An 11,670-nucleotide genomic window follows, 5' to 3' on the forward strand; every position below is an offset into this window, starting at 1 on the left:
CATCGCAAGCTAGCGAAGCAAGTGTGTTCAAACTTTGGCAATATCTGTTGTCGCTTCGCTACTGGGCCGCTACCGGCAGTACGTTATGCAGAGTTATCCCGAACCCGCCCTCGCCCTGGTCAAGAAAATGGCCGATGTCGCCGCCCAATCTCCGGCCAGAGCAATCGCCTTCCAGGGTGCGCCAGGTGCCAACTCTCATCGCGCGGCTATGGAATATGCACCGGAATGCCTGCCTCTGCCCTGCTTCAGTTTTCTGGATGCAATCGAAGCGGTGAAAAGTGGGCAGGCTGACAGCGCCATTATTCCAATTGAGAATTCTCAGAACGGGCGCGTTGCGGATATCCATTTCCTGCTTCCTGAAAGCGGCCTGTCCATTGTGGGTGAACATTTCATGCCCATCCATCACGCATTGATGGGCCTTGGAGACGGACCGTTCACTGCCGCCTATAGCCATCCGCAAGCCTTGGGCCAGTCGCGCCACTATCTGCGGCGCAAGGGTCTGGTGCCGATGTCCTATGCAGATACGGCAGGCGCAGCAGCCTATGTTGCTCAGATGCAGCAGAGCCATGTCGCAGCCATCGCGCCTGCTCTGGCCGCCGACCTTTACGGCCTCAACATCATTGAACACCACGTGGAAGATGCACCAGACAATACGACCCGCTTCGTCATCCTCGCGCGTGAAGCTCTCGCACCGCAAACGCTAAGCCATGATGAAGCCATGACCACCTTCATATTCGAAGTGAAGAACATTCCGGCAGCACTTTACAAAGCGCTCGGCGGCTTTGCGACCAACGGCATCAATATGACGAAGCTGGAAAGTTACCAGCAGGGCGCACGCTTTCAGGCGGCGGAATTCTACGCTGATATTGTCGGCCTGCCCGGCACGCCTGCAGTTGACCGAGCGTTGGAAGAGCTGGCTTTCCACTGCAAAAGGTTGCGCATGTTGGGTAGTTATCGCCTCGGGCGTAAACGTGATTGAGACGAGTGGTTTGACTGCGTTGTTGCCGTAAGGGCTTTGCCATGCCACGAACTACACCGTGACGGACACATCGATACAGAACAATACCGCCAGGGCAGCAGATGATTTCGCACGCCATTGGCAAGCGGTGCGCCATGACGAGGCCATTCAGTTCTCTCCCATCAAAATGTCGGGAGCACCGCAAACGCCTGATTGGCTGGCGCGGCTATTCAGGGCGTTGGGCGAATTATTGAAGCCTCTGGCTGAAGCGCTTGGGGTGTCTTGGCCAACCCTGAAATGGGCATTGCTGGCACTGCTCGCAGCAGCTGTTTTGTATAGCCTATGGCGGTTGCTAAGCCCCTTCATCCTTGATCGCCCACTCAAGGCTGAGCAGGAAGACGGCTGGGCTCCGGATACAGCACAGGCTACGGCCCTGCTCGAAGATGCAGATCGGCTGGCAGATGAAGGTCGATATGGCGAGGCGACGCATCTGCTTCTCCAGCGTAGTGTCAATCAGATCCGTGATGCAAAGCCTGACTTGCTTGAACCATCCAGCACTGCCCGTGAAATTGCTCATCTGAAAGCTCTGCCAGATAAAGCGCGCGAAGCATTTTCCGTGATTTCAGAGCGTGTGGAACGGAGTATGTTTGCACTGCGTCCACTCAATCAGGATGATTGGCTGACCGCCCGCGCCGCCTATTCCGAATTTGCCCTGACCGGCTCCAGCACCCTCCTTGAGGGGCGTCCTGCATGAGCGGCAGCCAATCCTCGCCCTTTTCGCCCAAAGCAGTTCTGGCCATGCTGGTCGTTGGAGCCGCTGCTTTTCTGCTGTTGCTCTACGCCCTGTCTGCAGGCTGGACTGGTGATGATAATAAAGGCAGCGGCCATGCGGCGAGCAACGGGTTGGATGGCTATTCCGCCCTCGTAGCGCTGCTTGAAAAAGAGGGCATCAAACCGACACTTTCGCGTCGCGAGAAAGCCTTTGAGCAAGAATCTCTTCTGATCCTGACGCCTCCGGCTTCTGCGGATGGTGATGCAATCAGTAAAATCATCTCAAGCCGCCGCTATCTTGGCCCAACATTGATTATCGTTCCGAAATGGTCAGCACTGCCATTGGACCGGCTCAAGGTGAAATTTGAAACCGATGTGAAGCCCGGATGGGTTCACCTTGTCGCTCCCTCACCACCTGCATGGGGTGAAGGTGTCGACACTATTGGTCCGCTCGACCTTAAAGTTGGTGCCATCAGGAAAGATGCTGGCGTGCCTTGGCATGGCTTTGGCTTGTCTGGGACACTCCCGGATTCAAAAGCGGTTCAATCTTTCTCATCCGGCCAATTTGTTTCTCTGGTTTCAACGGCTGGAGGGCAATCACTCGCCGGATATCTTGATGATGGCGGCTGGTATCCAGCGCTGGCTCAGGCTGCAGGCGAAACAGTCAGCGAAGAGGACGACTCCGTCTGGCCTGTGGTGATCGTCTCTGAACCTGATTTGATGAACAATTATGGCATGGCTGATCAGACCCGCGCACGCGCGGCCATGCAGATCGTCAATGCCACGCTTGACGATTATGATTTGCCCATTGTTTTCGACCTGACACTGAACGGCCTCGGCCGATCGCCAAATTTGCTCACACTGGCCTTCACACCGCCATTCCTTGCCGCAACATTGTGCCTAATCCTGCTGTCCTTCCTGATCGCATGGCGCGGTTTTGTCCGATTTGGTCCGCCCTTGCGTGATGCGCCCGCCATTGCCCTTGGCAAAACACAGCTTGCGAGAAACGGTGCAGCACTGGTCGAAAGAGCCAAACGCCTGCGGCTGCTGGGTGCCCCCTATGCCGAACTGATGATCGCCCGCATCGCGCATAATCTTGGTATCCGCGCCACGGATGGCCAAGAACGCTTGGCGGCTGTTGCACGGGCACTCACTGCAAGGCAAATGTCTGACCTTGAATTTCCGCAGCAAGTCGAAGCTCTCAAAAACGCCCGCAATGCGCGTGACTTGCTCCGCGCTGCAAACGCGCTCAAAAAAATTGAAAGGATGTCGCGCTCATGACCATCACGCTGGAAGAAACACGCGATCTTGCCAACGCCATCCGGAGTGAAGTTCGCAAGGCCATCGTCGGCCAGGATGAGATCCTCGACCATTTGCTGATCGGCCTGATCGCACAGGGACACATTTTGCTGGAAGGTCCGCCAGGAACCGCGAAGACCTTTCTTGCCCAGTGCTTTACCCGTGCAACGGGCCTCGACTTCGGGCGCATCCAGTTCACACCGGATTTGCTTCCCGGTGATATCATCGGCTCCAACCTGTTCAACTTCCAGACCAGCCAGTTCACCCTGACGCGCGGCCCGATCTTCTGCGACCTTTTGCTGGCTGACGAAATCAACCGCACACCGCCGAAGACGCAGGCCGCCTTGCTCGAAGCGATGCAGGAACGGCGGGTCACACTGGATGGCGAAACCCATCTTCTGCCGCCACACTTCATGGTGGTTGCCACCCAGAACCCGATTGAGAATCAGGGCGTATACCCGCTGCCAGAAGCCCAGCTTGACCGTTTCCTGTTCAAGCTGCTGGTGTCCTATCCCAGCATGGAAGAAGAAGTACAGATCGTGACGCGTTTCGGAGAACGCAGTGGTGCCCCTCATCCGGAAACCTATGGTGTTGAGGCTGTCGCCAATGCCCAACAGATTCACGGTGCGCAGGAAGCGGTGCGTTCAGTTGTCCTGTCGCCGGAAGTGGCCGCCTATATTGTAGCGCTGGTGCGCGCAACGCGGGAGACCAGCGATATCGCCAGTGGCGCATCGCCACGTGCCGCAGTGGTGTTGGCACAAGCGGCTCGTGGCCGTGCCGCGCTTGATGGACGCAATTATGTCCTGCCAGATGATGTGAAATCTCTGGCCACCGCAAGCTTACGGCACCGCCTCAAACTCTCTGCTTCTGCCGAAATCGAAGGCAAGCAGGTGGAAGATCTTGTGGCCTCCCTTATCGAACAGACAGAGGCGCCGCGTTGATTGTCCCTTCGCCCCGAGCCTTGGTATTGATCGCAATTGCCGCTCCCATGGCGGTGCTGATCGGTGCCGTTGCACCCGGTGCGTGGATTATCGCCCCGCTTATAGGGGCGATGCTACTTGTTCTGATTGCCTTTGATGGGCTGCTCGCCGGAACACTTGAAGATTTCAAACTGGAAACGCCTGCTGACACTGAGATCGGCCAGTCTACACTGCTTCTGGCTATGGCTGAACTTCGCCGGAAAATTGCAGGTCCTCCGCCTCAGATTGCATTATCGATGGATGAACGCCTGGCCCATCGAGGCCGTAGGGATACGGCTCTGGACGATCAGCCTGAACCGAAAATCTGGTCTGGAAAGATTATACTTACGCCTACGCGCCGTGGCACAGCGGCAATCGATGCAGTGTGGGTGCGCTGGGCTGGCCCACTCGGCCTTGCCCACCAGCAGAGAACTATCGCTCTGGACCGAAAAATCCGTATCTGGCCTGACTTGTCTCCCGTCCGCTCCCCCACCTTGCAAGCCTATATGCGCGATTCCCAATTCGGCCTTGTTGCCCGCCGTATCCGCGGGGAAGGCACGCAATTTGAAGCTTTGAGCGAGTTCCAGCCCGGAATGGACCGCCGCCGGATCGATTGGAAAGCCAGTGCGCGCCACACCGCTCTTTATGCCCGGGAAAATGAAGCGGAAAGAGATAATCAGATCATCTTCGCACTCGATTGCGGGCAAGCGATGTGTGAACCTGTCGATGGCCTGCCTCGGATTGATCGTGCCGTATCGGCGGCACTCACCGCCTCATTTATTGCCTTGAAAGGCGGGGACCGTGTTTCGCTATTCGGCTTTGCGGATACTCCGCGCCTTGCCACACCTTTCATAACTGAAACCAATGCGTTTCATCGCCTGCAAACCGCAGCTGCATCGCTTGATTATGTGCCGCGCGAGCCGAATTTCACCCTCGCCCTTTCCACCCTGACAGCTCGCTTGAAACGCCGCTCGCTGATCGTGCTGTTTTCCGATTTCACCGACCTTACTTCAGCCGAACTCATGCTGGAAAGCATCGGGCGATTGGTCCGCCATCATCTGGTGATTTTTGTCACCATGGAAGACACGGAATTGAGCGCTTTATCCACGGCTGAGCCAGACAGGCTGCATGATATTGCTACTGCCGTGATGGCAGACCGTCTCACCCGGCAGCGCGCGCTAGTACTTGAACGGCTGCGCCGAATGGGAGTGCATGTGATTGAGGCCCCTTGGCAAACAATCGGCTTTCAGGTGATCGACCGTTACCTCGAAGCCAAAGGTGCGGAGGCAATTGGATGAAAGCCATTACACGCTTTTTCCGCAGAAAAGAGGTTGAAACACCTGTTGACATTGCAGCAGCGGCCCTACGCTCTGACAGGTTCCGACTGGAGCGCGAGACTGATTGGCTAAGGCTCGAGAAAATCGTCACTGAGCTTGAAAAAAACCGCACCCGGAAACTCAGCGACGACGACATTCTCGACCTTCCCGTGCTCTATCGCAGCGCAGCTTCCAGTCTGGCTGTCGCCCGCGAAACCTCGCTGGATGCGGCCGCTCTCGCCTATCTTGAAACACTGGTCCGAAGGGCATGGTTTCAGATTTACGGGCCGCGCAGTTCACTATGGACATGGTTTCGCCAATTTCTTGGCGGCGGGTGGAGCGCGGCGGTGCGCTCTCTCTGGCTGGACATATGCATCGCTTTGGCGGTCATGGTGGCAGGGACGCTCGTCGGCTGGCTGCTGGTTGCGAAAGATAGTGAGTGGTACGCCGCACTTGTGCCAGGCTCATTGGCCGATACGCGTCAGCCCGGTGCAGGAAAAGCTATTCTGGAAAAATCGCTCCAAGGTACTGAAAACACACATGGTTTGAGCGTATTTGCCAGCTACCTTTTCTCCAATAATGCAACCGTGTGCATTCTCGCTTTTGCACTGGGTTTTGCCTTTGGCATCCCGTCTCTGTTGTTGCTGGTCTATAATCTGGCCGGATTGGGCGCGATGCTATGGCTGTTCCACGATGCCGGATTGACGACAGATTTCATCGCATGGCTCTCGATCCACGGCACAACCGAGCTTTTCGCTATTCTGCTGTCTGGTGCGGCTGGCCTGCATATCGGCCGCTCTATGGCCTTGCCAGGAGAGGCTTCCATCATGGCAGCTGCCGCCCAAAGTGGCAGGCGGGCAGCGCAGGTCATGGTGGGCGTGGTGCTGATGCTGATGATCGCTGCTCTGCTTGAAGGCTACGGAAGGCAGTTGGTCTCCAGCACTCCGGGACGTTTCGCAATTGGCGGCTCTATGCTGTTGTTCTGGTTACTTTACTTCTTTGCATTCCGCCGATCATCCGTCGGAGAGAGCGCATGAGAAACGCCAATAGCTATGCGATGATCGACACTTCATCGCAGAAAATGCGCCGTGTCATTACCACCCCGGAAGGCATTACCTTGCCTGCCACGATCGCATCCTTTGGCACCAGAGTGGCCGCGCTGATTGTCGACCTCGTCATCTTTGGCACCGTAACACTGGTGGTTGTCATCAGTTTGATTTTGCTGGCTATTAACGTTTTCAAAACGGCAGATAATGGGCCGCTGGCAGAGGTTTTAGTCGTTCTGCTGCTACTTTCCCTATTCGCTGCGCGGTATGGTTATTTCCTGTTTTTCGAACTTGGGCCGCGAGGAGCCACGCCAGGAAAACGCCTCCTCGGCATACGGGTTGCGTCGCGTGATGGGGGCAGATTGCGGGTGGAATCTGTGATTGCGCGCAATTTGATGCGTGATGTCGAGCTGTTCCTTCCGTGGCAGTTCTTCAGCATAGCATCGGCTGGCGAAGGCGGTATCTTTGCTGGAGCAGCCACCGTTTGGTTCCTGATTTTCGCTTTATTTCCGTTGTTTAACAAAGACCGGATGCGCGCAGGGGATCTGATTGCCGGAACCTGGGTCATTGAAACCCGGGCAACCAAGTTGAGCACAGCCATGTCTCTGGAGAATACAGCAACCGAAAATTATCATTTCGGATCTGCAGAATTGGCAGTCTACGGCGAGTTTGAATTAAAAACGCTGGAGCGAATTTTGCGCGAAGATAACGCAGAAACGCTGGAAACAGTGGCAGCAACGATCGGCACCAAGATCGGATTATCCAGCCCACCGGGTGATGAACGGCAATATTTGCAGGATTTCTACGCCCAACTCCGTGCCCGGTTGGAAAGCGACATGCACTTTGGAAAAAGAAAGAAAGACAAGTTTTCATGAGTTTGCTGACAGAAACCTCGCCCTCCATCATGCTTGTGCGGCGTTCAGCCATCGCTGGTATTGCAGCCAGTTTTCTAGCTGCCTGCACCCGCAATTCCAGCGTTGCTACACACGATAAGGCCGATGGGGGCCAGATCGAACAGCTCGAAAAGCTGCAAGCGAGTATTCCCGGTATTCTGGGTGCATATATTATCGATTGTGAAAGCGGTCAGGGGTTTGGGATCAACGAAAACAAACATTTTGCGCTCTGTTCGTCCTTCAAGCTTTCGCTCGCCGCGATGGTGCTGCAAAAGGCTGATCGTGGCGAAATCAACCTCGATCAGAGGGTTCATTACAGCGAAGGGGATTTGCTCTCATATTCCCCTGTAACCCGAGAAAATCTGGCTCATGGGCTGACGCTGGAAGAACTTGCCAAAGCCGCTCAGGTTGCCAGCGACAATGCTGCTGCGAATATTTTGATGCGTGAATTTGGCGGTCCACAAGCAATGACCCAATTCTGGCGTAATATGGGCGATACGGTCAGCCGGTTGGACAAAACAGAGCCAGACCTTAACTTGGTAGCACCCGGTGATGAGCATGACACCACCACGCCTGAGGCAATGGCGCACACGCTTGCAAAACTGATGACCGGCACAGTGATCTCCGAAAGTTCTCGTGCAAAATTATGGGCTTGGATGCAGGAAACTTCCACCGGCCTGCAACGCATCAGAGGAGGCATCCCGAAGGGATGGCCTGCTGGAGACAAGACCGGGACCTCTTTTGCAGAGGGTTTTGGCAGCAATTACGCTGATATAGCTTTTGTCCGCCCGCCGAACGGGCCGCCGCTTGCTATCACCAGCTATTACCGTTTGCCCAACGTGCATAAAAAATCCGAGCCACAGTCACAGGCTGTCTTGGCCAAAGTTGGCGCAATAGCGGCTGATTTTGCCCGGCAGCAGGCACATAAAGCGACATAAGGGGGTCAGAATGGAACTCAGAGGTGCCAAAACAGCGGATGCCCCGGCCCTGGCTGCCTTGGGGCAGAAAAGCTTTTGCGCAGCCTTTGCCCATCTCTATGATCCGTCCGATCTCAACACCTTTCTGAAGTCTGCCTATGATCTGGCGGGGGTTGAGCGCGAAATCGCTGACCCTCTCTTTCAGCACCGGCTGGCGTTTGATGATGGGAGGCTGGTTGGTTTTACGAAGGTCAAGCTAACCTCTTCCTATGGAGCCTATTCTGACGCCAGCCGGCCCATATTTCTGAGCCAGCTTTACACTGATCCGGCGATGACCGGACAGGGCATCGGCGCTAGGCTGATCGATTGGGTTTTCGCCACCGCCAAATCCGTTGAGGCCGATGCGATCCAGCTATCGGTGTGGAGCGAAAATTTCGGCGCACAGAAATTTTACCGGCGCTATGGTTTCAACAAAATTGCCGACATCGATTTCTGGGTCGGCAACCACCGCGACGATGAATTTCTGATGGAAGTGAAGATTTAATCCATCAAAGCCAGTGCCATTTGCGGAACAGCATCAATTGCACCACCAAAATCACCCCGCATAGCCCGACTACAATCCAGAAGGCATCGGGGTGATTAATCCCCGGCATACCGCCAACATTGATCCCCAGAAGCCCGGTCACAAAACTGAGTGGCAGGAAAATGGCCGCGATAATCGTGAGCAGGTAATTTGTGCGTTCCGATCGGGCGACGGCACGGGCACGAATATCGTCCTGCAACACCAGCGCGCTTTCCTTGCTGATATCCAGATCATCGAGATAGCGCCGCAGCCGTTCGATGGATTCGCGGATTTCTCGGCGATCGTGATCTTCGAACCAGTCCGGCGCATCTCTGGCGATAGATTCCAACGCGTCATGCTGAGGGGCCATATGGCGCTTGAGGCCAAGGCAATTGCGGCGGATCGTGGCAATCCGGCCGAGCATGTCTTCCGCATCGCCATCAATATCCGCATCTTCCAGCGCATCGATGTGATCGTTCATATCGATGATGGAATGGTTCATACGGGCAATCATCAGCTCAGTGAGCCATGTGACCAGTGCACCTGCATCAACCGGACCTTTGCCCGCATCCAGTTCCTGCGCCACTTCACGCGGGGTCTGCAAGGGAAAGCGGCGCAATGTGATCAGCCATTTGCCGTTGGACCAGAGCTGCATGGAGATCATGTCTTCCGGCTCTGCATCGGGATTGAAATTGATGCCCCGCAGCGTGGCCACCAGCGCGTCATCTTCGCGGAAGGCCCGTGGCCGGGTGGAATCGCTGATAAGCAGTTCAGCAGTTGGTTCGTGAATGCCGAGATGGCTTTCGAGCCAGTCCTGCACGCCGGGACGATTACGGTGGATATGCAGCCACAGCATCTCCCCCGGCTTGCCCGGTTCCCACAATTGCGCTTGATGCCAATCGATGGACCGCGCACCGCCCTGACCATCCAGCAGCCGCCCAAAAAGAAGCGGTGTGCTGTCATCATCGCCAGTATCGAATTCGCTATCGCTTTCAACCATCCTCCCCTCATGCCGGAAGGCGGGCTTTGTGAGAAGTGGGCTTACGCTGGCTCAGTACAATTCCGAGGCACACACCATCCATTCATCGCAAAAGCCGTTCCCAACAAGGTGAATGGTGGAACAGAAAACAATTTCCTGCGCTGGAAAAGGCAAGACGGGTAGCGATGGAGGTTTGGATGGCTATGCAAGCGATCTGGAATGACCAAGTTATTGCCCATAGTGACCACACGGTCGTGGTCGAAGGCAATCACTATTTCCCTAAGGAAGATGTCGATCCTCTGGTTCTGGTAAAAAGCGATACCACCAGCACCTGCGCCTGGAAGGGAGAGGCCGAATATTACACCCTTGATGTGGATGGCGAACGCAATGAAGATGCGGCATGGAGCTATCCTGATCCCAAGCCGAAGGCGGAAAAAATCAAGGGCTACGTCGCCTTCTGGAATGGTGTGGAAGTGGTGGAGGAATGAGCTGATCCTTGACCCGTTTTCACCACACTCAAAAAACAGGCCAATGGCCAGAGGAAGACGGAATGTTGAAACGCAAAATAGCCCGCTGGCTGCTTGGCATTGCCTATTTGATAGCGGGTTATTTGCATGTCACCATGCCCGGCCCATTCCTGTCCATTACCCCTGACTGGGTGCCCTTCCCGGCGGTTGTGATCTATTGGACTGGAATGGCTGAAGTGGCAGGCGCGGCAGGGCTATTGCAGCCGCTTGGCCCCCGTCTGCGACAAGCGGCAGGGGTTGGTCTTGCGCTTTATGCTTTGTGTGTCTGGCCAGCCAATATTCACCATTTCGCTATGGATATGGCAAAGCCTGATGGAGGCTTGGGTCTTGGCTATCATATTCCGCGCATGATCGCACAGCCGGTGCTGATCTGGCTTGCCCTATGGACCGGGAATGTGACCAATTGGCCGTTCGGCAAGCGCCGCGAAGCCAATAAAATTTAGCCACCCCCACCCATGGCGCAGGCCATTGGCGGGAGTGGCTGCTATCTGTTTAGCTCAGATGTTTGGACACAGCGGCCGTCATCTTGAACATCGAAATCGTTTCCGTCCCGATCACGCCACCCAATTTGTCATCAGGCTCGATATTGCGGCGATCGCTGGCCGCCTGAAGATCGTGTGCCTTGATATATTCCCAGACTTTGGACGTTACTTCGGCCCGTGTCATCGGGCCTTTGCCAATCAGCTCTTCAAGCTGCGGAGACAGGGTAACAGGCTTACTGAGAGCATTGTTCTTGGTGGCCATGACTGGTTCTTCCTTTGCTATGGACGCCTTAGTCGAGTTCGTCCTCGTCCCAATCGTCGTCGTCTTCTGGCTCACGTGCGTAAGTCGCCGTCAGAACGGCCACAGCCACAACATGGCCTTTCATCTCTTCGATCACTTTCTTACGGCTCGCACCGGGCATCACGGTAAGCGGCAGGTCAAGCGCGAAGAGCTGAAATACGTAGTCATGCGCAGAATCTTCAATCGGTGGCTGAGGCAGTGCCCATTCAGAATTCTTGAGTGAATTCTTGCCGACGCGCGGCGGCGTTTCCCCTTCCAGCAATTGGCCTTTCTGTGCAGGCAAACCCCAGACGAGCCAATGACAGAAAGGTTCCTCGCCGGGCGCATCCGGGTCTTCCGCGATCAGAACCAGCTCATGCGCAGAGGGCGGCGGAGCGGTCCATTCAAAAGGCGGCGCAACGGCATCCTCTTCATCGGCGGTGAAGCAAGGGTCTAATTCCTCACCATCCTTGAAAGCCGCAGAACTCAAAGCAAATCCGCCCTTGTTCAACAGGCTCTCATCACCGATCTGCGCCACCGTCAGCTTGCCATGACCTGCACGCACATTGTGCAATACCTTGCCGAGCCACGCGGGGACGTCTTCCTTCATAACAATACTTCCTGTTTCTTCAGATTTTACAAGATCAACGGGACTGATCGCGCGCCGTTCCGACGCTTAGG

14 protein-coding genes are annotated in these 11,670 nt (G+C 55.6%); 11 read left to right on the forward strand and 3 right to left on the reverse strand.

The features are described from left to right. The first annotated feature begins 85 nt into the window (after window positions 1-85). From GRI39_RS07950 to GRI39_RS07990, 9 genes are read left to right on the forward strand one after another with little or no spacing between them, the layout of a single operon-like run. Window positions 86-979, forward strand: coding sequence for a prephenate dehydratase (locus GRI39_RS07950; RefSeq protein ID WP_160739133.1), 894 nt, complete (start codon window positions 86-88; stop codon window positions 977-979). A 58-nt stretch (window positions 980-1,037) separates the two neighbouring features. Next, window positions 1,038-1,712 (forward strand): hypothetical protein, encoded by a 675-nt coding sequence (locus GRI39_RS07955; RefSeq protein ID WP_160739134.1) that lies wholly within the window; start codon window positions 1,038-1,040, stop codon window positions 1,710-1,712. After that, window positions 1,709-3,010, forward strand: a complete 1,302-nt coding sequence (locus GRI39_RS07960; RefSeq protein ID WP_160739135.1) for a DUF4350 domain-containing protein — start codon at window positions 1,709-1,711, stop codon at window positions 3,008-3,010. The genes GRI39_RS07955 and GRI39_RS07960 overlap by 4 nt, the downstream gene beginning before the upstream one ends. Further along, window positions 3,007-3,969 (forward strand): AAA family ATPase, encoded by a 963-nt coding sequence (locus tag GRI39_RS07965; RefSeq protein ID WP_160739136.1) that lies wholly within the window; start codon window positions 3,007-3,009, stop codon window positions 3,967-3,969. The genes GRI39_RS07960 and GRI39_RS07965 overlap by 4 nt, the downstream gene beginning before the upstream one ends. A gap of 47 nt (window positions 3,970-4,016) precedes the next feature. Next, window positions 4,017-5,285, forward strand: coding sequence for a DUF58 domain-containing protein (locus tag GRI39_RS07970; protein ID WP_160739276.1), 1,269 nt, complete (start codon window positions 4,017-4,019; stop codon window positions 5,283-5,285). Next, window positions 5,282-6,340 (forward strand): stage II sporulation protein M, encoded by a 1,059-nt coding sequence (locus tag GRI39_RS07975; protein WP_160739137.1) that lies wholly within the window; start codon window positions 5,282-5,284, stop codon window positions 6,338-6,340. The genes GRI39_RS07970 and GRI39_RS07975 overlap by 4 nt, the downstream gene beginning before the upstream one ends. Beyond that, entirely contained in the window at window positions 6,337-7,224 is an 888-nt protein-coding gene (locus tag GRI39_RS07980; RefSeq protein WP_160739138.1) for an RDD family protein, read from the forward strand. The genes GRI39_RS07975 and GRI39_RS07980 overlap by 4 nt, the downstream gene beginning before the upstream one ends. Next, window positions 7,221-8,180: a class A beta-lactamase gene (gene bla, locus GRI39_RS07985; protein ID WP_160739139.1), complete on the forward strand. Its 960-nt coding sequence runs from the start codon at window positions 7,221-7,223 to the stop codon at window positions 8,178-8,180. Before GRI39_RS07980 ends, bla begins: the two co-directional genes overlap by 4 nt. 10 nt (window positions 8,181-8,190) lie before the next feature. Then, complete coding sequence (locus GRI39_RS07990) at window positions 8,191-8,703, forward strand: GNAT family N-acetyltransferase (protein WP_160739140.1); 513 nt, start codon at window positions 8,191-8,193, stop codon at window positions 8,701-8,703. Window positions 8,704-8,707: 4 nt separating this feature from the next. On the opposite strand, the gene GRI39_RS07995 is transcribed toward GRI39_RS07990, so the two are convergent. Continuing rightward, window positions 8,708-9,721: a zinc transporter ZntB gene (locus GRI39_RS07995; RefSeq protein WP_160739141.1), complete on the reverse strand. Its 1,014-nt coding sequence runs from the start codon at window positions 9,719-9,721 to the stop codon at window positions 8,708-8,710. Window positions 9,722-9,897: 176 nt separating this feature from the next. Here GRI39_RS07995 and GRI39_RS08000 point away from each other — a divergent pair, with 176 nt between their 5' ends. Together GRI39_RS08000 and GRI39_RS08005 are read left to right on the forward strand one after the other, a co-directional pair. Then, the gene (locus GRI39_RS08000; protein WP_211371484.1) at window positions 9,898-10,188 is read left to right on the forward strand and encodes a DUF427 domain-containing protein; all 291 of its coding nucleotides are present in this window, start codon (window positions 9,898-9,900) and stop codon (window positions 10,186-10,188) included. 62 nt (window positions 10,189-10,250) lie between these two features. Beyond that, window positions 10,251-10,670, forward strand: a complete 420-nt coding sequence (locus tag GRI39_RS08005) for a DoxX family protein (protein WP_160739142.1) — start codon at window positions 10,251-10,253, stop codon at window positions 10,668-10,670. Window positions 10,671-10,719: 49 nt separating this feature from the next. Here GRI39_RS08005 and GRI39_RS08010 read toward each other — a convergent pair whose 3' ends face one another. Together GRI39_RS08010 and GRI39_RS08015 are read right to left on the reverse strand one after the other, a co-directional pair. After that, window positions 10,720-10,971, reverse strand: a complete 252-nt coding sequence (locus GRI39_RS08010) for an SWIB/MDM2 domain-containing protein (RefSeq protein ID WP_211371485.1) — start codon at window positions 10,969-10,971, stop codon at window positions 10,720-10,722. 28 nt (window positions 10,972-10,999) lie between these two features. Then, entirely contained in the window at window positions 11,000-11,599 is a 600-nt protein-coding gene (locus GRI39_RS08015) for a YbhB/YbcL family Raf kinase inhibitor-like protein (RefSeq protein WP_160739143.1), read from the reverse strand. Window positions 11,600-11,670: the final 71 nt, after the last annotated feature.

Source organism: Altericroceibacterium indicum (genome assembly GCF_009828105.1).
Taxonomy (GTDB): domain Bacteria; phylum Pseudomonadota; class Alphaproteobacteria; order Sphingomonadales; family Sphingomonadaceae; genus Altericroceibacterium; species Altericroceibacterium indicum.